20 protein-coding genes and 6 tRNA genes are annotated in these 22,965 nt (G+C 65.6%); 10 read left to right on the forward strand and 16 right to left on the reverse strand.

Translation table 11 applies throughout. From position 1 onward, the window contains the following. Positions 1 to 400 precede the first annotated feature (400 nt). The 6 genes from trxA (at position 401) to AC5WJ1_RS10555 (ending at position 7,100) form a co-directional block, all read left to right on the forward strand. A complete protein-coding gene (trxA, locus tag AC5WJ1_RS10530; protein WP_029046118.1) occupies positions 401 to 727 on the forward strand; it encodes a thioredoxin TrxA in 327 nt (108 codons plus the stop codon). A 180-nt stretch (positions 728 to 907) separates the two neighbouring features. Further along, positions 908 to 2,170 (forward strand): transcription termination factor Rho, encoded by a 1,263-nt coding sequence (gene rho / locus AC5WJ1_RS10535; RefSeq protein WP_042886485.1) that lies wholly within the window; start codon positions 908 to 910, stop codon positions 2,168 to 2,170. Between the two features lie 92 nt (positions 2,171 to 2,262). After that, complete coding sequence (locus tag AC5WJ1_RS10540) at positions 2,263 to 3,114, forward strand: M90 family metallopeptidase (protein ID WP_135705519.1); 852 nt, start codon at positions 2,263 to 2,265, stop codon at positions 3,112 to 3,114. 204 nt (positions 3,115 to 3,318) lie between these two features. Then, entirely contained in the window at positions 3,319 to 3,579 is a 261-nt protein-coding gene (locus tag AC5WJ1_RS10545) for a type B 50S ribosomal protein L31 (protein WP_133096124.1), read from the forward strand. A 263-nt stretch (positions 3,580 to 3,842) separates the two neighbouring features. After that, the gene (locus tag AC5WJ1_RS10550) at positions 3,843 to 5,630 is read left to right on the forward strand and encodes an ArnT family glycosyltransferase (protein ID WP_133096123.1); all 1,788 of its coding nucleotides are present in this window, start codon (positions 3,843 to 3,845) and stop codon (positions 5,628 to 5,630) included. 114 nt (positions 5,631 to 5,744) lie between these two features. Continuing rightward, entirely contained in the window at positions 5,745 to 7,100 is a 1,356-nt protein-coding gene (locus AC5WJ1_RS10555) for an MATE family efflux transporter (RefSeq protein WP_135705520.1), read from the forward strand. A 105-nt stretch (positions 7,101 to 7,205) separates the two neighbouring features. On the opposite strand, the gene AC5WJ1_RS10560 is transcribed toward AC5WJ1_RS10555, so the two are convergent. The 7 genes from AC5WJ1_RS10560 to gltX all read right to left on the reverse strand — a co-directional run bounded on the left by AC5WJ1_RS10560 (position 7,206) and on the right by gltX (position 9,837). Then, positions 7,206 to 7,282: transfer RNA gene (locus AC5WJ1_RS10560), tRNA-Asp, on the reverse strand. Positions 7,283 to 7,350: 68 nt separating this feature from the next. After that, positions 7,351 to 7,426 (reverse strand) — tRNA-Glu (locus AC5WJ1_RS10565). A gap of 106 nt (positions 7,427 to 7,532) precedes the next feature. Beyond that, positions 7,533 to 7,608: transfer RNA gene (locus AC5WJ1_RS10570), tRNA-Ala, on the reverse strand. A gap of 186 nt (positions 7,609 to 7,794) precedes the next feature. After that, positions 7,795 to 7,871 (reverse strand) — tRNA-Asp (locus tag AC5WJ1_RS10575). Between the two features lie 68 nt (positions 7,872 to 7,939). After that, positions 7,940 to 8,015: transfer RNA gene (locus AC5WJ1_RS10580), tRNA-Glu, on the reverse strand. Between the two features lie 66 nt (positions 8,016 to 8,081). Continuing rightward, positions 8,082 to 8,157, reverse strand: a tRNA-Ala gene (locus AC5WJ1_RS10585). A 273-nt stretch (positions 8,158 to 8,430) separates the two neighbouring features. Further along, positions 8,431 to 9,837, reverse strand: coding sequence for a glutamate--tRNA ligase (gene gltX / locus AC5WJ1_RS10590; RefSeq protein ID WP_133096121.1), 1,407 nt, complete (start codon positions 9,835 to 9,837; stop codon positions 8,431 to 8,433). Positions 9,838 to 10,082: 245 nt separating this feature from the next. Here gltX and AC5WJ1_RS10595 point away from each other — a divergent pair, with 245 nt between their 5' ends. After that, on the forward strand, positions 10,083 to 11,012 hold the full coding sequence (locus AC5WJ1_RS10595) for a patatin-like phospholipase family protein (RefSeq protein WP_135705521.1): 930 nt from the start codon (positions 10,083 to 10,085) through the stop codon (positions 11,010 to 11,012). 80 nt (positions 11,013 to 11,092) lie between these two features. Here AC5WJ1_RS10595 and AC5WJ1_RS10600 read toward each other — a convergent pair whose 3' ends face one another. The 5 genes from AC5WJ1_RS10600 to AC5WJ1_RS10620 form a co-directional block, all read right to left on the reverse strand. Then, positions 11,093 to 11,773 (reverse strand): C40 family peptidase, encoded by a 681-nt coding sequence (locus AC5WJ1_RS10600; protein WP_135705522.1) that lies wholly within the window; start codon positions 11,771 to 11,773, stop codon positions 11,093 to 11,095. Between the two features lie 422 nt (positions 11,774 to 12,195). Continuing rightward, complete coding sequence (locus AC5WJ1_RS10605) at positions 12,196 to 13,863, reverse strand: ABC transporter ATP-binding protein (protein ID WP_135705523.1); 1,668 nt, start codon at positions 13,861 to 13,863, stop codon at positions 12,196 to 12,198. Further along, entirely contained in the window at positions 13,860 to 14,996 is a 1,137-nt protein-coding gene (locus AC5WJ1_RS10610) for an ABC transporter permease (RefSeq protein WP_133096117.1), read from the reverse strand. The genes AC5WJ1_RS10605 and AC5WJ1_RS10610 overlap by 4 nt, the downstream gene beginning before the upstream one ends. Further along, positions 14,993 to 16,042: a microcin C ABC transporter permease YejB gene (locus AC5WJ1_RS10615; protein WP_133096116.1), complete on the reverse strand. Its 1,050-nt coding sequence runs from the start codon at positions 16,040 to 16,042 to the stop codon at positions 14,993 to 14,995. The genes AC5WJ1_RS10610 and AC5WJ1_RS10615 overlap by 4 nt, the downstream gene beginning before the upstream one ends. Positions 16,043 to 16,083: 41 nt before the next feature. Continuing rightward, positions 16,084 to 17,982, reverse strand: a complete 1,899-nt coding sequence (locus AC5WJ1_RS10620) for an extracellular solute-binding protein (RefSeq protein WP_135705524.1) — start codon at positions 17,980 to 17,982, stop codon at positions 16,084 to 16,086. A gap of 211 nt (positions 17,983 to 18,193) precedes the next feature. Here AC5WJ1_RS10620 and fabI point away from each other — a divergent pair, with 211 nt between their 5' ends. Beyond that, positions 18,194 to 18,979, forward strand: coding sequence for an enoyl-ACP reductase FabI (gene fabI, locus AC5WJ1_RS10625; protein WP_133096114.1), 786 nt, complete (start codon positions 18,194 to 18,196; stop codon positions 18,977 to 18,979). A gap of 106 nt (positions 18,980 to 19,085) precedes the next feature. Here fabI and AC5WJ1_RS10630 read toward each other — a convergent pair whose 3' ends face one another. Then, positions 19,086 to 20,375 (reverse strand): MFS transporter, encoded by a 1,290-nt coding sequence (locus AC5WJ1_RS10630; RefSeq protein WP_133096113.1) that lies wholly within the window; start codon positions 20,373 to 20,375, stop codon positions 19,086 to 19,088. 170 nt (positions 20,376 to 20,545) lie between these two features. Beyond that, on the reverse strand, positions 20,546 to 20,707 hold the full coding sequence (locus AC5WJ1_RS10635; RefSeq protein ID WP_165971515.1) for a hypothetical protein: 162 nt from the start codon (positions 20,705 to 20,707) through the stop codon (positions 20,546 to 20,548). A 15-nt stretch (positions 20,708 to 20,722) separates the two neighbouring features. Between AC5WJ1_RS10635 and AC5WJ1_RS10640 the strand changes: the two genes are divergently transcribed. Continuing rightward, a complete protein-coding gene (locus AC5WJ1_RS10640; protein WP_494476068.1) occupies positions 20,723 to 20,881 on the forward strand; it encodes a hypothetical protein in 159 nt (52 codons plus the stop codon). Between the two features lie 11 nt (positions 20,882 to 20,892). Here AC5WJ1_RS10640 and AC5WJ1_RS10645 read toward each other — a convergent pair whose 3' ends face one another. Together AC5WJ1_RS10645 and AC5WJ1_RS10650 are read right to left on the reverse strand one after the other, a co-directional pair. After that, positions 20,893 to 21,360 (reverse strand): nucleoside deaminase, encoded by a 468-nt coding sequence (locus tag AC5WJ1_RS10645; protein WP_195431970.1) that lies wholly within the window; start codon positions 21,358 to 21,360, stop codon positions 20,893 to 20,895. 188 nt (positions 21,361 to 21,548) lie between these two features. Further along, positions 21,549 to 22,076, reverse strand: coding sequence for a c-type cytochrome (locus tag AC5WJ1_RS10650; protein WP_494476069.1), 528 nt, complete (start codon positions 22,074 to 22,076; stop codon positions 21,549 to 21,551). Positions 22,077 to 22,530: 454 nt separating this feature from the next. Between AC5WJ1_RS10650 and AC5WJ1_RS10655 the strand changes: the two genes are divergently transcribed. Then, positions 22,531 to 22,929, forward strand: coding sequence for a copper resistance protein (locus tag AC5WJ1_RS10655; RefSeq protein WP_133096112.1), 399 nt, complete (start codon positions 22,531 to 22,533; stop codon positions 22,927 to 22,929). Positions 22,930 to 22,965 lie beyond the last annotated feature (36 nt).

Raw genomic sequence — 22,965 nt, forward strand, 5'->3', positions numbered from 1 at the left:
TGAGGATCGGCCGGCCGGCGCGCGGCCCGCTTTCTATTCTACGCGCACGCAACGCGGATCCGGCACTGCGCCGCGCCCCCATGTGCACGCCATGGCACCCACCCCGATTGGCTGAATCTCTTGGCGCCATTGAAAATAAGCATTTCTACTAATCACCCGATTGCAGCAGAATCATTACCGTTGCCGGCGGGTTTTCAGCCCCACACCGGTGCCGGTCTTGAAAATCGGCAAACTGGTAACATATCGGCAGCAACGGGCGCGGCTACGGCCGCCAGAGCCAGCCGGCAGGCGGCAATGGCGTCCCCGGCGGGTCCGCGCAATCTCGTGTAAGGTTACGGTTCTGCCCTACCCAGTTTCCCGGCCTTCAACATAAACAGAGCGAAACCAGAGGTTTTCCGCCATGAGCGAACAAATCAAGTATGTGAGCGACGCCTCCTTCGACGCCGACGTCCTCCAGTCCGACAAGCCCGTCCTGCTCGATTTCTGGGCCGAATGGTGCGGCCCCTGCAAGATGATCGCCCCGATCCTGGACGAAGTCGCCAAGGACTATGGCGACAAGCTGCAGGTCGCCAAGATCAATGTCGATGAAAACCAGCAGGTCCCGGCCAAGTTCGGCATCCGCGGCATCCCGACGCTGATCCTGTTCAAGAACGGCGCGGTCGCGGCCCAGAAGGTCGGCGCGCTGTCCAAGTCGCAACTGACTGCCTTCCTCGACGGCAACCTGTAAGCTGCGCACCGGAGCCAGACCAGCCGCTCCGGTTTTGTCACGATCCGACGTGCGTGCGCCACACCCTGGCGCACCGGTCGGATTGTGCTAAGATGCCACCAACAACTCCCCGAGCGTTCGCTCATTTTTCCCCCTTCTCTTTCAGTCTCGCCCGTCCGGGCAAATCTGTACCCCTCGTCTATGCACCTGACAGAACTCAAATCGCTTCACGTGTCTGCGCTTCTCGAAATGGCGGCAACGCTCGAGATCGACAACGCACAGCGGATGCGCAAACAGGAACTGATGTTTGCGATCCTGAAGAAGCGCGCCAAGATGGGCGAAACCATCTTCGGAGACGGCACGCTGGAAGTTCTGCCGGACGGCTTCGGCTTCCTGCGCTCGCCGGAGACTTCGTACCTGGCCAGCACGGACGATATCTACATCAGCCCGTCGCAGATCCGCCGCTTCAACCTGCATACCGGCGACTCGATCGAAGGTGAAGTGCGCACGCCCAAGGACGGCGAGCGCTACTTTGCGCTGGTGAAGGTGGACAAGGTCAACGGGCAGCCTCCCGAAGCGGTCAAGAACCGCATCATGTTCGAGAACCTGACGCCGCTGCATCCGAATCGGCCGCTCACGCTCGAACGCGACATCAAGGCGGAAGAGAACATCACCGGCCGCATCATCGACATGATCGCGCCGATCGGCCGCGGCCAGCGCGCGCTGCTGGTGGCCTCGCCCAAGTCCGGCAAGACCGTGATGCTGCAGCACATTGCACACGCGATCGCCAACAATCATCCGGAAGCCGACCTGTTCGTGCTGCTGATCGATGAGCGTCCGGAAGAAGTGACCGAGATGCAGCGTTCGGTGCGCGGCGAAGTGGTAGCGTCCACCTTCGACGAACCGGCCATCCGCCACGTGCAGGTCGCCGAAATGGTGATCGAGAAGGCCAAGCGCCTGGTCGAGCTGAAGCGCGACGTGGTGATCCTGCTGGACTCGATCACCCGCCTGGCGCGTGCCTACAACACGGTGGTGCCGGCCTCGGGCAAGGTGCTGACCGGCGGTGTCGACGCCAACGCGCTGCAGCGTCCGAAGCGCTTCTTCGGCGCCGCGCGCAACCTGGAAGAAGGCGGTTCGCTGACCATCATCGCCACCGCGCTGATCGAAACCGGCAGCCGCATGGACGACGTGATCTATGAAGAGTTCAAGGGCACCGGCAACATGGAAGTGCACCTGGAACGCCGCCTGGCCGAAAAGCGGGTCTACCCGTCGATCAACCTGAACAAGTCCGGCACGCGCCGCGAAGAACTGCTGATCAAGCCGGAAATCCTGCAGAAGATCTGGGTGCTGCGCAAGTTCATCTCCGACATGGACGAAGTGCAGGCCATGGAATTCATCATGGACAAGATGAAGGCCACGAAGAACAACGCGGAGTTTTTCGATATGATGCGCAGAGGCGGCTAAGCCTCGGTGCGGCGTACCGCTTACGGACGCGCCGCAAGATGAACAAGAAGGCGTGCCACGGCACGCCTTTTTTGTTGCCCGATGGGTTTCCTATGCTCGGCAAACTGACTGCATTCCTGCGCACCCGCTCCAAGGCCCGCAAGCTGGAGCACTACGCGATCCCCGACGACCTGTGGGAACGCACCGTCGCCGCGCTGCCGTTCGTGCAACGCTATGGAAGCGAAGATCTGGCCGCGCTGCGCGAGCTGGCCACGCTATTCATTGCGGAGAAGGAATACTCCACCGCGCACGAGCTGCCGCTGGACGACGACATGGTCGTCAGCGTCGCCGTGCAAGCGTGCGTGCCGATACTGAAGCTGGGGCTGGCGTGGTACCGCGGCTGGCATGGCATCGTGCTGTATCCCGGTGAATTCATCATCCGCCGGACCGTGCAGGACGAGATCGGCCTGGTGCACGGCGTGGTGGAGGAAGCCAGCGGCGAAGCCTGGGAGCATGGCCCCGTGATCCTGTCCTGGCCGGACGTGCATACGCCGGGCGCCGGCATCGACAGCGAACACGAGCTGCCGGCAGACACCTACAACGTGGTCATCCATGAATTTGCCCACAAGCTGGACATGCTCGACGGCGAGCCGGACGGCGTGCCGCCCTTCTCGCGCGTGCTGCATCCGGATATCGATGCGGAAGCGTGGGCGGACACTTTCCTCACCGAATACGACCGCTTTGCCGAGGCATGGGAGGCACGCAAGGAATCGGATTGGGAGCATCCCGAACGGCTGCCGCCGGCGCTGCGCGTCATCGACCCGTACGGTGGCGAGGCACCCAGCGAATTCTTTGCAGTGACCTCCGAGGCATTTTTTGTTGAGCCGGGCGGGCTGGCTCGCCATTGGCCGGTTGTCTACCAGTCGCTCGCCTCTTTTTACCGCCAGCACCCCGCTGCGATGTGAGTAAAAAGGCATATCAAGCCTTGCAGGCAGACGGCGCGCGATATACCTGTTCCCCTTCCCCAAGTTATTGTTTTTCTGCCATAATCCCGGTTTGCCCGTTACCGGCAAGTGGTTCGTTCGTCGACGCGTCGTGTTTTCAGCGGTGAATTCAGCAGTAAAGCGCGGATCGCAACGGACTGGCTACCCAACCAGAAAGGACTCATCATGAAAGAAGGCATTCACCCGAATTACCGCGAAGTCGTGTTCCAGGACATGTCCAGCGACTTCAGCTTCATCACCCGCTCGACCATCCAGACCAAGGACACGATCGTGAAGGACGGCAAGGAATACCCGCTGGCCAAGATCGAAGTCTCGTCGGAATCGCACCCGTTCTACACCGGCACCCAGAAGATCATGGACACGGCCGGCCGCGTCGAGAAGTTCCGCCAGAAGTTCGGCAGCAAGCTGGGCAAGGTCGCGAAGTAATCGCTTTCGGCGAACCCCGCTTCGCGCGGCCTGCGGACAGATGCTCCAGGCCGGCGCGAACCAGCAAAGAGGCAGCATCGGCTGCCTCTTTTCTTTTGTGCCCGCCGTTTGCGTGCCACCGGCCGAGCGGCGCCGGCACTATTGTATCCACCGGAATCCCTCACCCGCGTGAGGCTTCTACGGCATGTCACGGCCCTCGCGGCCGCCGCATGCGCGATACTGTGGCCTTCGCGCCATTGCGCCACGGCCCGACCTGAGCATCGATGCGTCAAGCCAATACCTCACCCGTCCAGTTGACCGCTGCCGCGACCGGCGCCCTGCCGCGCGCCCTGCTGCTGGCGATCTGCATCATCTACGGCCTGGTCGGCCTGTTCGGCCGCGATCCGTGGAAGAACGAGGACGCCGCCGGCTTCGGCGTGATGTGGCAATTGGCCACCGGCGGCCTGCATGACTGGCTGATGCCGAATATCGTCGGCCGGCCGTTTACGGAGGACGGCCCGCTGGTGTTCTGGATCGGCGCGCTGATGATCCGCGGCTTCGGCGGCTGGCTGGGACCCACCGACGCCGCGCGCCTTGCCACCGCCCTGTTCTTCTTCTCGACCTGCGCCTGCATCTGGTACAGCACTTACCTGCTGGGCCGGCGCGACGAGGTCCAGCCGTTCGCCTATGCGTTCGGCGGCCAGCCCAATGCGCGCGACTATGGCCGCACGCTGGCCGATGGCGCACTGCTGATCTTCCTGGCCTGCGTCGGCCTGGCCATGCGCGGGCACGAGACCACGCCGCAGGTCGGCCAGGTGGCCTTTATCGCGCTGGCGCTGTACGCGCTGGTGCGCAGCCTCGACAAGCCGCTGATGGGCAGCCTGGTCTATGGCGCCGCGCTTGGCGGCCTGGCGCTGGCCAGCGGCCCCATCCTGCCGCTGGCGCTGCTGTTCGGCACCGTCGTCTGCGCGCTGGTGTGCAAGCCCTTGCCGTGGCAGCGGCTCGCCGCCATCGGCATTCCGCTGGCGTTGCTGATCGTCGCGGCCTGGCTGGCTTCGACTTATTTCGGCGCGACGGACCGCACCGAGGCTGTCACCTTTATCCGCGAATGGGCGCGCTACGACCGGCGCAACTATGGTTCGCCGAACATGCAGACGTTCGGCTTCAACATGCGCAACCTGTTCCTGTACACGTGGCCGGTCTGGCCGATCGCGGCATGGGCATGGGTTGCCTGGGCTGGAATGCGCCGCGCCGCCCATGTGGCCATGCCGCTGGCGGTGCTGCTGCCTGTCGTGGTGCTGCTGTTTCTGCAACGCAGCGGCGGCGACGTGCAGTTCATCCTGCTGCTGCCGCCGATGGCGGTGCTGGCAGCCTTCGCACTGCCCACGCTGGCGCGCGGCGTGATCAACGCGATCGACTGGTTCGCGCTGCTGTTCTTCACCATCTTCGGCGGCACGGTCTGGTTCATGTGGATCGCAAAGACCACCGGCTGGCCGCCGCGCGTAGCGCGCAATGTGTTCCGCCAGCTGCCCGGCTACCAGCATGAGTTCACGATCACCGCGGTGCTGATCGCGCTGGCGGCCACCATTGCCTGGGTGCTGATCGTGCGCTGGCGCCTGTCGCGCGCGCCCAAGCAGATCTGGCGCCCGGTGGTGATCTCGGCCGCCGGCACCACGCTGATGTGGGTGATGGCGATGACGCTGTGGCTGCCGTCGATCAACTACGGCAAGACCTATCGTGACGTGGCCCAGGCCGCCGCGATGGCGCTGCCGCCCGCATACCGGTGCGTGCAGCCGATCCGCATGGGCGACGCGCAGCTCGCGTCGTTCGCCTACTTCGGCCATATCCGCTTTGGCGGCCCAAGCGACGGTTGCGACGTGCTGCTGCGCCACGATGCGGTGGACTATGGCGAGCCCGGCAATATCTCGCATTTCGAATGGCGGCTGATCTGGGAAGGCCGCCGCCCCGCGGACCGCGACGAGCGCTTCCGCATGTACCGGCTGGTCGATACCGCGCGCGCGGTGCACCCGCGCCCCGACCTGCCGCGCCGCCGCCTGCCGCGGCAGCCCTGACCCCACCGGCACGAGCCTCCGCAGCGCACCGCAGCGCCATCGATCCATTCCGGCCGCAGGCGGCTGCGGGCATCGTGCCCGGTCAACGCCCCTGACATTGCCCCTGAGGCCTGAATGACCCTGCTCCAAGACCTTCGCCGCATCTTCAGCCTGGCGGCCCCGGTACTGGCCGGGCAGCTGGCAGTGATCGCCTTTGGTGTCATCGACACCGTGATGGCCGGCCGCGCCTCCGCCACCGACCTCGCCGCCGTCGGCCTGGGCGGTTCGATCTACGTTACCGTCTATATCAGCCTGATGGGCGTGCTGCAGGCGCTGGCGCCCGTCGCCGGCCAGCTCTATGGCGCCGGCCGCCTTGAGGCGATTGGTTCGGAGGTGCGGCAGGCCGCGTGGCTCGGCGCCGCGCTGGCGCTCCCCGGCGTGCTGCTGCTGGCCTTCCCGGCGCCGCTGCTGGCCTTTGCCAAGGCGCCGCCCGAACTGGTCGACAAGGCCACCGCCTACCTGCATTTCGCCGCGTTCGGGCTGCCCGCGGCGCTCGGCTTCCGCATCTATTCGGCGCTCAACAATGCGATGTCGCGGCCGATCATGGTCACGGTGCTGCAGGTCGGCGGCCTGGCGCTGAAGGTTCCGCTCAACGCCTGGTTTATCCACGGCGGCCTGGGCGTGACCGCCATGGGCGGGGCCGGCTGCGGGCTGGCCTCGACGCTGATCAGCTGGGCATGGTGCATCGCCGCGCTGCTGGTCCTGCGCTATGGCGCCGCCTACCAGCCGCTGCGGATCTTTGCGACATGGAGCTGGCCGGCAACCGCGCCGTTGCGCGCGCTGCTGCGCCTGGGCGTGCCGATGGGGCTGACCTACCTGATCGAGATCACCTCGTTCACGCTGATGTCGATCTTTATCACGCGGCTGGGCACGGTCACGCTGGCGGGGCACCAGATCATCGCCAACCTGGGCGCCGTTGCCTACATGCTGCCGCTGTCGCTGGGCATCGCCACCTCGACACTGGTCGCTCAGCATATCGGCGCACGCGATCTCGCCGGCGCAAGCCGCATTGCCTGGCGCGGCATCCGCGCAGCCGTGGCACTGGCCATGCTGACCGGCGCGCTGCTGTGGCTGCTGCGCGAACCGATCCTGCACGCCTATGCGAGCGACCCCGCCGTGGTGGCGGCCGCGCTGCCGCTGGTGCTGTTCGTGGCCTTCTACCAGGCGTTCGATGCCGTGCAGGTGCTGACGGCGTTTATCCTGCGCGCCTACAAGATCGCGGTGATTCCGACGCTGATCTATGCGGGATCGCTGTGGGGCATCGGGCTGGGTGGCGGCTATGTGCTCGGGTTCGGACTGATTGAAGGCCTGCCGGCGTTCACGCACGGGGCCAGCGGGTTCTGGCTGGCCAACAGCATAAGCCTTGCCATTGCCGGCGGATTGCTGGTGCGGTATTTCGCGCGGGTAAGCAGCGCCGACGTGAAGCACTGAGCCCGGCGCTAAGCACTGCGCTTGCCGCAGGCGCGCCACTCTACCGATGTGGGTGAAAATCCTGGAGCTGAAAAGAAAAACGCCCGCTTGCGCGGGCGTTTAATTTGGCGGAGTGGACGGGACTCGAACCCGCGACCCCCGGCGTGACAGGCCGGTATTCTAACCGACTGAACTACCACTCCTTAGTCGGCTGCCACCTCGAGCAAAGCTCTTGGCGACGCGCTGGACGTTTGATTACGCCCTGCTATTTTGGCGTCCCCTAGGGGATTCGAACCCCTGTACTCACCGTGAAAGGGTGATGTCCTAGGCCTCTAGACGAAGGGGACAGAAACTTGTTTTACAACGCGTTTTCTGTCTTGCGCTGGAAAGTCCGCCATTCTAACAGACTTTTTCGCGCCTGGGAAGCATCTTTTTTGACGCCTCCCGAATCCTTGGTGGAGCTAAGCGGGATCGAACCGCTGACCTCTTGCATGCCATGCAAGCGCTCTCCCAGCTGAGCTATAGCCCCATACGGGTAACTGCCTGATACTGCTTTCGCGGCTTTCACAAACTGCTGTATTTGCAGCGAAGTCAGGATTATATATCGATTTCCGCAACGATTGCAACATTTTTTACTGTTGCCGCGGCGATTATCAACATAATCCCTCACACTAAAAGAAAAACCCGCATGGCATTAACCATGCGGGTTTAGTTTTGGCGGAGTGGACGGGACTCGAACCCGCGACCCCCGGCGTGACAGGCCGGTATTCTAACCGACTGAACTACCACTCCTTAGTCGGCTGCCACCTCGAGCAAAGCTCTTGGCGACGCGCTGGGCGTTTGATTACGCCCTGCTATTTTGGCGTCCCCTAGGGGATTCGAACCCCTGTACTCACCGTGAAAGGGTGATGTCCTAGGCCTCTAGACGAAGGGGACAGAAACTTGTCTTTCAACACGTTCCGTCTGGCGCCACCCGATACTGACTGGATGCCACCTAAATCTTGGTGGAGCTAAGCGGGATCGAACCGCTGACCTCTTGCATGCCATGCAAGCGCTCTCCCAGCTGAGCTATAGCCCCATGGTACTGCCATTTACTGCAACTTGCGTTATTTTCGCTGGATTTAACTACCGTTTCAAGCGAAGCCAAGATTATATATCAACTACTAATCTTTGCAAGCTCCCTATTTAACTTTTTCGCTTTTCTCCTTGCTTTCTAAAAAGCGTGGAGACCGCGTAGATCCTTGCGGATCCGTCAGCCCGCTTGGTCAGGGACCGCGCTGCAGGGAGAACGAGATTATGCGCAACTCCGGCCCGGAGCGCAAGCCCCAGGCGCGGATTTTTGCGAGATTTTTTACGCGGCGATACCGGCGCCCAGACGGCGCAGCACCGTGTCGCGGCCGAACAGTTCGAGCACCGCGTCAATGCTCGGCGTTTGCAGCTGGCCCGCCACCAGCAGGCGCACCGGCATGGCCAGCTTGGGCATCTTCAGGCCGAACTCGGCCAGCACTACCTTGAAGGTCGCGCTGATGGCCTCGCGCTTCCACTCAGGCAGCGCGCCCAGCTGGCTGGACAGCGCGGCCAGCGCGGGCTGGATCTCCGGCGTCAGGTGCTCGGCCTTGAGCGCGGCATCCGCCTGCGGCTCGCCGCGATAGAACAGCAGCGCGGCCTGTGCGACTTCCTTCAGCGTGTTGGCGCGGTCCTTCACCAGGGCCACCACGCCGACCAGGTCGGCGCCTTCCACCTTGCCGCCGAGCGCTTCAATGAACGGCTGCGTGAGCCCTGCCAGGCGCTGGTTGTCGCCGACCTTGATGTAGTGGTTGTTCAGCCAGGCCAGTTTTTCCGGGTTGTACTGCGCCGGCGATTTGCCCAGGTGCTCCAGGTCGAACCATTCGATGAACTGCTCGCGCGAGAAGATCTCGGCGTCGCCGTGGGCCCAGCCCAGGCGGGCCAGGTAGTTCAGCACGGCTTCGGGCAGATAGCCTTCGTCGCGGTAGCCGGTCACGGCCATGGCGCCGTGGCGCTTGCTCATCTTCTCGCCCTGCTCGTTCAGCACGGTCGGCAGGTGCGCGTAGACCGGCGCGGTGCCGCCGAGCGCGCGGATGATGTTGATCTGGCGCGGGGTATTGTTGACGTGGTCGTCGCCGCGGATCACGTGCGTGATCTTCATGTCGAGGTCGTCCACCACCACGCAGAAGTTGTACGTGGGTGTGCCGTCCGGGCGCGCGATCACCAGGTCATCGAGCTCGTCGTTGGAGATCTCTATGCGGCCCTTGACCGCGTCGTCCCACACCACGCTGCCGCCGATCGGGTTCCTGAAGCGGATCACCGGATCCACGCCGGCCGGCGGCTCGGGCAGGACCTTGCCCTCTTCCGGACGCCAGAAGCCGTTGTAGCGCGGCTTCTCGCCGCGCTCGCGCTGCGCTTCGCGCAGTGCGTCGAGTTCCGCGGTGCTCATGTAGCAGCGGTAGGCCAGGCCGGCGTCGACCATCTGCGCCACGACCTCCCGATAGCGGTCCATGCGCTGCATCTGGTAGAACGGGCCTTCGTCGATGTCCATGTCCAGCCAGGCCATGCTTTCCAGGATCACGTCGACCGCTTCCTGCGACGAACGCTCGACGTCGGTGTCTTCGATGCGCAGGATGAAGTCGCCCTTCATGCGGCGGGCGAAGGCCCAGGGATAGAGCGCGGAGCGGATATTGCCGAGGTGGATAAAGCCGGTCGGGCTCGGCGCAAAGCGGGTGCGGACGCGTTGGGTCATGGTCAGGGGCAGAAACAAGAAAGCCCGCGCGCAGCGGCGCGCGGGCTGGTGTGTGCAGGCTTTGCATTATACAAGCACGTTCCTGCCGCCCTCCGCATGGCGCCGGGCGTGCGCGGAATCATTTATGCTTGCGCCGGTCTGAGATCGTGCCGGTCGACAGGCATGCCGGCGCAAGACGCATAAAGCAGCGTTGACATCACATGCCACAGCAGTCCCGGCCACCCCCGATTTACTGATCCCGCTTCATGCAACGACGTCATTTCCTCGGCCTCTCCGCGGCCGCCCTGCTGGCGGGCTGCGCCTTCGGCCCGCGCACTGCGCCGCCGGTAGCGACCACGCCCGCCGTCCCACCCACTCCGCGTCCGGTCAAGATCGGCCTGGCGCTTGGCGGCGGCGCCGCGCGCGGCTTTGCCCATATCGGCGTGATCAAGGCGCTCGAGGCACAGGGGATCCATGCCGACCTGGTGACCGGCACCAGCGCCGGCGCGGTCGTGGCCGCGCTGTATGCGAGCGGCCTGGACGGCTTCAGGCTGAACAAGCTGGCGCTGACCATGGACGAGGCGTCGATCGCCGACTGGGCCCTGCCCTTCGGCACCCGCTTCGGCGGCTGGCTCAAGGGCGAGGCGCTGCAGAACTACGTCAACCGACAGGTGCTGAACCGGCCGATCGAGGCAATGAAGCTGCCGCTGGGCATCGTCGCCACCGACCTGAAGACCGGCGAAAAGATCCTGTTCCGCCGCGGCAATACCGGACAGGCCGTGCGTGCGTCGAGCAGCGTGCCGGGCGTATTCCAGCCGGTGTCGATCCAGGGACATGACTACGTCGACGGCGGCCTGGTCGAGCCGGTGCCGGTCGACTCGGCGCGCGCCATGGGCGCCGACTTCGTCATCGCGGTGAATATCTCCGCCGACCCGTCGGCACAGAAGAACGCCGGCCAGAGCGGCGTACTGCTGCAGACCACCGCGATCATGGGCCAGTCGATCAACAAGATGGCGCTGTCGCGCGCCGACGTGGTGATCCGCCCCGAACTGCCCGACATGAGCGGCAGCGACTTCAACGCCCGCAACCGCGCGGTGCTGGCGGGCGAACAGGCGACCGCCGCGGTGATGGCCACGCTGCGGCACAAGCTGGAGCAGGCGCGGCTACAGCCGGCCGGCACGGTGGCGGCGCAATAGCGACGCATAGCGGCGCCCGACGCGGAAAACAAAAAGGACTGCCGCGGCAGTCCCTTTCCTTTGTGGCGTTGCGTTGAAGCTCAGCCGCCGTACATGGTGGCCCGTACGGCCTTGGGATCGTAGCGCTTGAGCGTCTCGACCATGTCGCCGAGGCTTTCGCTGCGGCTGTTGCCATCGTCCTCGATACGGCGCGCGCCGTTGTAGCGCGTCACCCAGTACGCGGCGCGCATGTCGTCGACACGGATCTTGCTGCCCGTCGAGGGGGCGTGCACGAACTTGTTGTCGCCGATATAGATGCCGACGTGCGAGAAGGTCTGGCGCATGGTGTTGAAGAACACCAGGTCGCCCGGACGCAGGTCGCTGGTCGCCACGTTGGTGCCGACACGGCTGATTTCGACAGAGCGGCGCGGCAGCATGAAGCCGAAGGTGTCATGGAACACGTAGCGGACAAAGCCGCTGCAGTCGAGGCCGGATTCGGGGCTGTTGCCGCCGAAGCGGTAACGCACGCCGATCAGGCCCAGCGCGTTCATGACCAGGTCGCCAGCCTTGCTGGCAACGTTGCTGGTGGAATTCACCATCGACGACAGCAAGCCACGCTTGCCTTCCGCATGCGAGTCCGCGGCCGGGGCCGTGGCATCGATACGGGCGTCGGCGTCCTTGAACACCGTGTCCGCCAGCACTCCATTCGACACAGTCGCACCGCAGGCAATGGCAATTCCGACGGCGGCGCGCGCCAGGGAATGAAGCACCGATCGCTGCATTGGTTCTCCCGTTGAACGTTTCCAAAGCAAGCCCCGGCACAAAGTCCGGGGCTGCTGGGTATCTGTGTACAGCGTGTGCACCACGCCGGTACTACGGGGAGGACGTAACGCAACATCCGCGCCAGGCAGAGATGACGCTATTGCGTCACGACCGCGCCGAAACCGCGCCGATAAACCGCGCCGACAATCGCACCGTCAACGTGCACTGCGCGATTCAATGCGTCGGACACACCACCCCCGAAAGTAGTACTCGCCGGATGGTAAAGGGTTGTCATTCACATGTCAAAGTTCGTTACAAATTCGCCGGATTTGACTTGCGAATCAACGATATAGGCCGAATTTTGCATCTTGTTTATCGGATTGCGCATATCAAAACGCCGCCAGTCCGGCGGCGCAAAAAGCGATGCTGCGAGGCACTGCGGTCAGGCAGCACCAACCTGCGCCGCGGCCATCAGCTTGCGGGTATAGGGATGCTGCGGCGCACCGAGCACGGCCTCGGTTTCCCCGGTCTCTACCACCTCCCCCGCCTTCATCACGATGACGCGGTGCGCCATGGCCCGGATCACCGCCAGGTCGTGGCTGATAAAGAGATAGCTCAGGTTGTACTTGTGCTGCAGCTGGGACAGCAGCGCCAGCACCTGCTGCTGGATCGAGACGTCCAGCGCCGAGGTAGGCTCGTCCAGCACCAGCACCTGGGGCTTGAGGATCAGCACCCGCGCGATCGCGATGCGCTGGCGCTGGCCGCCGGAGAACTCGTGCGGATAGCGCCCCAGCGCGGTGCGGTCGAGCCCGACTTCGCGCAGGGCGTCGATCACGCGCTCGCGCGTGGCCTCGCGCGACAGGCCGGGCTGGTGCAGCGCCAGCCCTTCGCCGACGATCTGCTCGATGGTCATGCGCGGCGACAGCGAGCCGAACGGATCCTGGAACACCACCTGCATGCGCGAGCGCAGCTGGCAGCGGTCCTTGCGCGTGGCGTCGTCAAAGCTGCGGCCAAGGAAATGGATGGTGCCGGCGCCCTTGCGCTGCAGCGCCAGCACGGTATGCGCCAGTGTGGTCTTGCCCGAGCCGGATTCGCCGACGATGCCGATGGTCTCGCCTTCGCGCAACTGGAAATCGACATCCTTGACCGCCGCGAACTGGTCCTTGCCGAACCAGCCGGCCACGCCACGGCGCTTGCGCGCGTAGTTGACGCTGAGGTTGCGCGCCTCCAGCAGCACCGGCGCCAGCGGCACCAGCGGCAGCACCTCGCGCTTCGGGCGGCTGTCGATCAGCTTGCGCGTGTACGGGTGCTGGGGCGCGGCAAACACCTGGGCGGTCTCGCCGGTCTCGACCAGCACGCCCTTCTCCATCACGCCCACGCGCTGGGCAAATGAACGCACCAGGTTCAGGTCGTGGGTGATCAGCATCACCGCCATGCCGAATTCGGCCTGCAGGTCGCGCAGCAGGTCCATGATCTGCGCGCGGATGGTCACGTCCAGCGCCGTGGTGGGCTCGTCGGCCAGCAGCAGCTTGGGCCGGCACGCCAGCGCCATGGCGATCATGGCGCGCTGGCGCTGGCCGCCGGACAGCTGGTGCGGGAAGCTGTCGAAACGGTGGGCGGCGTCGGTGATGCCGGTGCGCTCCAGCAGCGCGATGGCACGCTCGCGCGCGGCGCGGCGGTCCAGGCCTTCATGCAGCGCCAGCGTTTCGACGATCTGGTTGCCGATGGTGTACAGCGGGTTCAGCGCCGTCATCGGTTCCTGGAAGATCATCGCGATCTCGGCGCCGCGGATTGCCCGCATCTCGCGGTCGGAGACGTCGAGCAGGTTCTTGCCTTCGAAGCGGATCGCGCCGTCGTAGTAGGCATCTTCAACCAGGCGCAGCATGGCCAGCGCGGTCACGGTCTTGCCCGAGCCCGATTCGCCGACCAGCGCGTAGCGCTCGCCGGCGCGCAGGTCAAAGCTGACCTCGCGCACCGCGCGGGTGGCATGTTCGCCGTGACCGAAGGTGACGGACAGCTTGTCCACGCACATCAGCGTGGAGCCAGGCGCGGGGATCTCGGCGGGGGCGAGGCCGGTGGCGGCCTGCAGCAGCGGCGACACGGCGCTCATGGCGTGACTCCCGGCGCCGGCGCCGCCGGCGCGCCGGCCGGGACCTTGGGTTCGACCCGGCCACGCAGCGCGGCCAGGCCCAGGCGGGTGTCGAAGGCATCGCGCAGCGCGTCGCCCATGAAGGTCAGCAGCATCAGCGTCACCACCAGCACGGTGAAGGTCGACAGCGAAATCCACCAGGCATCGAGGTTGCCCTTGCCCTGCGCCAGCAGCTCGCCCAAGCTGGGCGTGGTCGGCGGCACGCCAAGGCCAAGGAAATCCAGGCTGGTCAGCGCCAGGATCGCCGCGCTCATGCGGAACGGCAGGAACGTGATCACCGGCGTCAGGCTGTTGGGCAGGATATGGCGCCACATGATCTGCACGTTGGACAAGCCCAGCGCGCGCGCCGCCTTGACGTAGTCGAGCGAGCGGTTGCGGTAGAACTCGGCGCGCACGTAGTCGGACAGCCCCATCCAGCCGAACAGCGACAGCAGGATGATCAACAGCGCCAGGCTGGGCTCGAAGATCGAGGCGAAGATGATCAGCAGGTACAGCTCGGGCATCGAGCTCCAGATCTCGATGGCACGCTGCGAGAACAGGTCGAAGCGGCCGCCGAAGAAGCCCATCAGCGCCCCGGTCAGCGTGCCGATCACCACGCCGATCACGGTCAGCGCCAGGCTGAACAGCACCGATACGCGGAAGCCGTACAGCAGCCGCGCCAGGATGTCGCGGCCACGGTCGTCGGTGCCAAGCCAGTTCTCGGCCGACGGCGGCGCCGGGTTGGGCTCCTTGGCGAAGTAGTTCAGCGAGTCGTACGAATACCGGTTCAGCGGGAAGACCGCGAAATTGCCGTCGCTGGTGATGCGGTCGCGGATAAACGGATCGAGATAGTCGGCCTGCGTCGGGAAGTCGCCGCCGAAGGTCGTCTCCGGGTAGGTCTTGACGATCGGGAAGTAGTAGTCGCCGTTGTAGCGCACCACCAGCGGGCGGTTGCTGGACAACATCTCCGCGCCCAGGCTCAGCACGAAGATGGCGACGAAAATCACCAGGCTCCAGTAGCCGCGGCGGTTGCGGCGGAAGCGCTGCCAGGCGCGCTGGCGCGGCGAGGGCGAATGCGGCAGGCCGTTGGGCACCGCGTGCGAGAACGGTTTCATCGGTGCAGGCCCTCGAAATGGATGCGCGGATCGACCAGCACGTAGCAGACGTCGGAAATCAAGCGCGTGACCAGCCCGATCAGCGTGAACAGGTAGAGCGTGCCGAGCACCACCGGGTAGTCGCGCCGCAGCACGGCCTCATACGACAGCAGGCCCAGCCCGTCGAGCGAGAACAGTGTCTCGATCAGCAGCGAGCCGGTGAAGAAGGCGCCGATAAAGGCCGCCGGAAAGCCAGTCACCAGCGGGATCAGCGCGTTGCGGAACACATGCTTCCACAGTACGCGGCGCTCGCCCAGCCCCTTGGCTCGCGCGGTCAGCACGTACTGCTTGCGGATTTCCTCCAGGAAGGCGTTCTTGGTCAGCATGGTCACCACCGCGAAGCTGCCCACCACCGAGGCGGTGATCGGCAGCACCAGGTGCCACAGGTAGTCCATCACCTTGCCCATCAGCGACAGCTGTTCCCAGTTGTCGGAGGTCAGCCCGCGCAGCGGGAACCACTGCACGAAGGTGCCGCCGCCGAACAGCACCAGCAGCAGCACGCCCAGCACGAAGCCGGGAATCGCATAGCCGACCAGCACGACGATGCTGGTGACCACGTCGAAGCGGCTGCCCGCCCGGATCGCCTTGGAGATGCCGAGCGGCACCGATATCAGGTAGGTCAGGAAAAACGTCCACAAACCCAGGCTGACCGACACCGGCAGCTTGGACTTGACCAGCTCCCACACGCTGCGGTGCTGGAAATAGCTCTGGCCCAGGTCGAACTGGGCGAAGCGCTTGAGCATCAGGAAGTAGCGCTCCAGCGGCGGCTTGTCGAAGCCGTACAGGGCCTGGATCTCCTTGATCTTCTCCGGGTCGACGCCGCGGCGGCCGCGGTATTCGGCGCCGCCGCCGCTGGCTTCGCCAGCGCCGCCCCGCCCTTTCAGTTCCATCATCATCTGCTCGACCGGGCCGCCCGGCACGAACTGGATGACGACAAAGGTCAGCGTGATGACGCCGATCAGCGTCGGGATCATCAGCAGGATGCGCTTGAGCAGGTAGGCAAGCATCGGCCGGTCCTTGTTCCTTTAGCTAATCTGCACTGAAAGCGTCAGCGCGCTTGCGGCTGGACGTCCTTGCGCCACCACTGGCTCAGGATCCAGCCTTCGGCCGTATAGAAATAGGGAAGCCGCTCCGGATAAGCCAGTTCCTTGCGGTACGAGACCCGGTGTGACGCACTGTACCAGTTGGGCACGATGTAGTAGCCGTGCATCAGCACCCGGTCGAGCGCGCGCCCGGCAGTAATCAGCTCCTGGCGGGTATGGGCATGCAGCAGGTTGTCGACCAGCTTGTCGACGACCGGCGACTTCAGCCCGAACAGGTTGTCCGAGCCGGGCGTGGTCGCGGCCTCGCTGGCAAAGCGGTCGCGCAGTTCGTTGCCCGGGCTCTGCGAGTCGGGGAAGCGGATCGACACCATGTCGAAATCGAAGTCTTCCAGCCGCTTCTGGTACAGCGCAAAGTCAGTGGTGCGCTGGTGCACCTGGATGCCGAGCTTTTCCAGGTTGCGCACATAGGTGGTGATGACGCGGCTCATGGCGCCGCCATCGTCCAGGAACTCGAATACCAGCGGCTCGCCCTTGGTGTTGCGCAGCGCGCCGTCGGTGTAGGTCCAGCCGGCCTGCGCCAGCAGGCGCCGGGCCAGGCGCAGGTTGTCGCGCAGCGACCGCGGCGCCGCGGTGCTGGGCTGCACCACGTCGGGGCCGAAGACCTCGGGCGGCAGCTCGGCGCGCAGCGGCTCCAGCAGCGCCATCTCGCCGGGGCCGGGCCGGCCGTCGACGGTGGCGCTGGCGGCCAGCTCGCTGTTGGAGAACCAGCTGTCCAGCCGCTTGTACGCGCCGTAGAACAGCTGCCGGTTCAGCCATTCGAAGTCCAGCGCCAGGATCAGCGCCTGGCGCACCCGCACGTCCTGGAACACAGGCTTGCGCATGTTCATCACGAAGCCCTGCATGCCGGCGCCGTTGCGGTGCGGGAACTCGGTCTTGATCAGCTCGCCGTTGCGGAAGCGCGTGCCCTGGTAGCTCTTGGCCCAGTTCTTGGCACGGTACTCGACGATGGCATCGAACTCGCCGGCCTTGTAGGCCTCCAGCTTGGCGGTCTCGTCCTTGTACAGGCGGTAGACCACGCGCGCGAAGTTGAAGGTGCCGCGGCGCACCGCCAGATCCTTGCCCCAATAGCCGGGATCGCGCTTGAAGATGATGCCGCGGCCGGCGTCGTAGCGCTCGATCAGGTAGGGGCCACTGGTGATGGGCGGCTCGAAGGTCAGCTTCTCGAACGGCACCTTGGCGGTCCACTTCTTCGAGAACACCGGCAGTGCGCCGACGATCAGCGGCAGTTCGCGGTTGCGCTGCTTGAAGTCGTAGCGCAGCGTGCGCTCGCCGGTCACGACCACCGCCTTCACATCGGTGCACATGCTGCGGTAGCCGGGGCTCGACGCCTTGCTCATCAGCATGTCATAAGAATGCTTGACGTCAGATGCCAGCACCGGGTCGCCATTGGAGAAGCGCGCCTGCGGGCGGATGCGGAAGGTGACCGACATCTCGTCCGGCGCGACCGTGACGTCCTCGGCCAGCAGGCCGTAGGCACTGGCGGTCTCGTCGGCGCTGCTGACCAGCAGCGACTCGAACATCAGCGCATTGAGCCCGGGCGCCGACGTGCCCTTCAGCGTGAACGGGTTGAACTTGTCGAAGCTGGTGCGCCGGTCCGGATTGGCGAGCGTGAGCGTGCCGCCAGCCGGTGCGTTGGGGTTGACATAGTCGAAGTGCGGAAAATTCTCGGCGTACTTCAGGTCTCCGTGCAGCGCGAACCCATGCGCCGCCATGGCCGGGGAAGAGACCAGAGAGACCAGGGAGACCCCCGCCGCCAGCATGGTCGCCAGCCCGAACCGCAGTACCGCATCCCGCCGGAAGCACTGCCATGCCGCCTGAAGCGGCCAACGTGCTTGAATAGGCATCCCGTTGGATTCCTCCACTATGACCTCTGGGGTCCCGGCGTTCTGCGGCCGGGCCAAGTATGAGACAATTTTACATGCGTCCGGGGTGGCGCCAGCCATCCGGACATTCCCTCTGCGCGGCGCAATAAAACGGCCGCAGAACAGCCAGGGCACGCGCACGGCCGCACGGCGGACGCAGGAAGCGTGCCTGATACACCACCTTGGAGAACTTATGGGATTTCTGGCAGGTAAGCGGATCCTTATCACGGGCTTGCTCTCGAACCGCTCGATCGCCTATGGCATTGCCTCCGCGTGCAAGCGCGAAGGCGCCGAACTCGCCTTCACCTATGTCGGCGAACGGTTCAAGGACCGGATCAGCGAGTTTGCCAAGGAATTCGGTACCGACATGGTGTTCGAGTGCGACGTCGGCAGCGACGAGCAGATCGCCGCGACCTTCGCCGCGCTGGGCCAGCGCTGGGAGAAGTTCGACGGGCTGGTGCACTCGATCGGCTTTGCGCCGCGCGAAGCCATCGCCGGCGATTTCCTCGAGGGCCTGTCGCGCGAAGGCTTCCGCATCGCGCATGACATTTCCGCCTACAGCTTCCCGGCGCTGGCCAAGGCCGCGCTGCCGCTGCTGTCGGACAAGGCCTCGCTGCTGACGCTGACCTACCTGGGCGCCGAGCGCGTGGTTCCCAACTACAACACCATGGGCCTGGCCAAAGCCGCGCTGGAAGCCAGCGTGCGCTACCTGGCTTCCTCGGTCGGCCCGCGCGGCATCCGCGCCAACGGCATCTCGGCCGGCCCGATCAAGACGCTGGCCGCGTCGGGGATCAAGGACTTCGGCAAGCTGCTGGGCCACTTCGAGCAGGCCGCGCCGCTGCGCCGCAACGTGACCATCGACGAAGTCGGCAACGTGGCCGCCTTCCTGCTGTCCGACCTGGCCAGCGGAGTGACCGGTGAGATCACCTACGTCGACGGCGGCTTCAATATCGTCGGCGCGAGCGTCGCGGACGCCTGAGGGCAGCACTGCCGGCCGCAGCGCCGGAATCGACAAGGGGCGCCAGCGATGGCGCCCTTTTTTCCTGGCAGGTTGCAAGCCGGCTGTCGTAGCGCCGCGAGCAAGATCAAGCCGTGGCAGTGGCGCCGCGGCGGTCCATGTCGAGCACCGACCAGGCATAGATCGCCAGGCCGCCCAGCGCCAGCAGCAGGCCGACCCAGCCGGTCGAGGTCCAGCCATAGCCGGCTGCGATGGTCACGCCGCCCAGCCACGCGCCGAGCGCATTGGCCATGTTGAACGCTGAGTGGTTGAGCGCGGCCGCCAGTGCCTGCGCATCGCCGGCCACGTCCATCAGCCGGATCTGCAGCGCCGGGCCCAGTGCCACCACGGTGCCGACCAGCAGCACATTGGCCGCGGCCAGCCACGCATGCGGCGCGGTGAAGGTGAAGGCGCCCAGCACCAGCGCGGTCCACACCAGCACGCCGCCGATGGTCGGCATCAGCGCCTTGTCGGCCAGCCGCGCGCCGGCGAGGTTGCCCACCACCATGCCGACGCCGAACAGCGCCAGCACCACGGGGATGCCCGCGGCCGGCATGTGCGCCAGTTCGAGCATGGTCGGCTTGATGTAGCTGAACACCGAGAACATGCCCCCAAACCCGATCGCGCCGATGCCCAGCGTCAGCCACACCTGCTTGCGCCTGAGCGCCGACAACTCGCGCAGCGGGCTGGCATGCCGGTCGGCCGGCACGAACGGCACGCAGCGCCACACCAGCAGCGCGGTCAGCGCGCCGAGCGCACCCACGATCACGAAGGCCGATCGCCAGCCGAGCCAGGTGCCGACCGTGGCGGCGATCGGTACGCCGACCAGCGTCGCGCTGGTCAGCCCAAGCATCACCAGTCCTACCGCCTGCGCGCGCCGCTCGCGCGGCACCAGCCCCGCGGCGACCAGCGCCGCCACGCCAAAGTAGGTGCCGTGCGGGAAGCCGGTCAGCAGCCGCGCCACCAGCATCGACAGGTAGGCCGGCGCCATCGCGCTGGCGAGATTGCCCGCCGCGAACACCGCCATCAGCGCCACCAGCAGGTTGCGCCGCGGCCAGCGCGCGCCCAGCACCGCCAGCAGCGGCGCGCCGATGACCACGCCCAGCGCATAGGCGCTGATCAGGTGGCCGGCTTCGGGGATGGAGATGGCGAGGTCGCGCGCGGCATCGGGCAGCAGACCCATGATGACAAATTCGCCGGTACCGATGGCGAAGCTGCCGACGCCAAGCGCCAGCAGTGCGAGGCGGCCGGAACTTGCCGGCCGTCTGGCCTTTGCAGGGTGGTCGGAAAGATTCGGCGTGCTCGCATCGCGCGAGGGGCCGGAAGGCGGAACGCCGCGGACGGCGTCCGCGGCGGCGTGTGCATGTGGGGCGGCCATGTACAGGATTGCAGGGGGTTCTACGAAAATGCCGCCCGCTGCCGGGCGGGTCGATGACCCCGCCTCTGGTGATCCAGCGTGCTCCTGTGCGGCGCGCAAGGCGTTATTGTGCGGCAAAACGCGGAAACGTGCCGGCACGCCGCCGCGTTCAGCCCACGCCCGGCCCGCGCTCAGGCCTGAAGCCGGCAGCGCTCCAGCCAGTGCGCGTAAGGCGCCGGCAGTACCCACGACGGCGTCGGGCGTGGAGAGCCGACGCTGACGTTGAGCAGGTCGAGGCCGCCCTCGCGCATCGCGCGCGCCAGCTCGATCGTGCGCGCAAGGCCTTCGCGCATGCGGAGGCGGTCAAGTTGGTCGACTCTGGCCCGCCGGCGGTCGATACGCTCTGGCTGGTCCATCGTGCCGAGTGGCCGCTGTCGCCGCGCGCCGCCCGGGTGCTGGAGCACCTGCGGCCAGGAAGTCGCGCGCTGCACGGCCGCGCGGACAAGGCATCGCGCGGCATCCGGTGAAGGCCTATGCCCTAGCGGTCCTGCCGTTCGCGCCACGCCTCATACAGGTCTGGGCCTTCGTCGCGCGCCGGCAGGTAGGCCAGCTTCATCTCGCGCTGTTCGACAGGCCGCGCCAGCTCGACATAGCCGCGCTCCGCGGACAGGTCATAAGGCGCGCCGTCTTCGTTGGAATAGGCGTAGTAGACCGCCCCGACACCGGCCAGGTACATCGCCGTCAGGCACATCGGGCACGGGTAGCCGCTGGCGTAGACCGTGCAGCCGCTCAGGTCGGGCTTGCCCAGTGCACGGCTCGCGGCGCGCACTGCCTGCATTTCGGCGTGCGCGCTGGGATCGCAGGTGGCTTCCACCTCGTTGACCGCGCGCGCCAGCACCTTGCCGTCCTTGACCACCACGGCGCCGAAGGGCCAGGTGTTGCGCTCCCGCACGTTTTCCATGGCAAGGCGGATGGAATCGATCAGATAGGTTTCCGTGGTCGACACGCGTTATCTCCTGTGAGGGCTCGGCCCTGGTTGGGCCGATGAGGTGGCTGGCTGACAGACTATAGGCCAGCGTGCGTGCGCGGCGTGCGGCAAGTTGTTATACAGCGAATTTGGTTCCAGCTCGCTGCCGGTGCTGAGCCGCAACGCGGCTTGACGGCGACGCTTTCGCCGGGACCCGGTGCGGCGCGTCACCGGCGACCGGCGTACTGCTCCGTTGCCTCCCGCTGCGCGGCTGCCATTTTCTGTGGCCAGGTACTCTTGATATACGCCAGCACGGCGATGATGTCTGCATCGGACAGCAACGGTGCGAACGCCGGCATGTCGCTCTCATAGCCCTCCGGCGCGGTAATGCCCGGGACCAGGCCATTCCGGGTAATGGCAAACAGCACGGCGTCGGGATGATGCCACGTGTGGCCGGAAGCATCATGCGGAGGCGCCGGCATCCGGCCGCTTGGCAGTCGCTGGCGCCACTCGGGCTGCCCCTGCAGGCTGGCGCCATGACACGACGCGCACTGCTGCGCGTAGATCTTCCGACCCTGCGCAACCAGTACCGTATCGGAGGCATCGATGCGAAGCTGCCGCGCATCGCTTGCCTTTCCGGCAGGGATGGGCGCCTCGATATATCGCTTGGCCTGCAGCGCAACGGCGGCGGCAGCCGCCGCGCCGAGTGCGATCAGTCCAGCGATGCGCCAGCGTCGCTTGCTTGAATCTTCCATGTTGGCTCGCGTCAAGTAGCAGCCCCCCTGAGCCGCAACGCATTGGTAATGACCGAGGCAGAACTCAGGCTCATCGCCAGCGCCGCAATCATCGGCGGCCGGGACCCATCGAGGCATCCGCTTTGCCTGTTACCGTGGCGTTGCCCCTGGCTCCTTTTGGCTGCCATGGAAGAAATGCATCAGCGGGTACGGCAACACTATCGCAAAGGGCGGCCGGGAGGCAATGTGGCTCCCCCATTGGCTCCCAAACGCGGGCGCACCCGCGAATCCATCGTATGAGGCCTTCTCTCACCAGGACGTTACGCGGCCATTACATCCCGGTAAGGTGTCTGGCGAATTGGCGCTCCCATCCATGGCCGGCAGCATGCGCTTGACGTGCGACAAAGCGCCACAACCGGCATATGCTGCAAGCAGGCAAAGGCTGCTACCATTCGTGCCACACCGGCATCACAACATGCGTACTCCCCTTCATCGGCTCTTGCTTGCCGTATTCCTGCTGAGCGCTTTCCTGACAGTGCAACTGGCAGCGGCAGCGTATGCCTGCGAGGGCAGCCGGTATTCGCTTGGCTCGATGGAGGGAATGCCGGGCATGACGGAAGCCTGCCCCGACATGGCAAAGGAAGACGCCGCGCCGGGCATGCATGACGGGCTTTGCCAGGAGCACTGCCAGCTCGGCTCCAAGTCGGCCGACCATGCAACACCCCAGGTTCCCGCCTTCCATCCGGTGCTCGTCAATATTGTGGTGCCCACCCCGGTACCGGTACTGGCACATCGCGTAGCGGTTTCCCGCGACGCAATTCCGCGCGCGCCGCCACGCCCCCTCCCTATCCTCAACTGCTGCTTCCGAACGTAGCCTCCGAAGCAACGCCTGCCATCGTGCCCTGAGCCA

Source organism: Cupriavidus sp. MEYA8 (assembly GCF_059278825.1).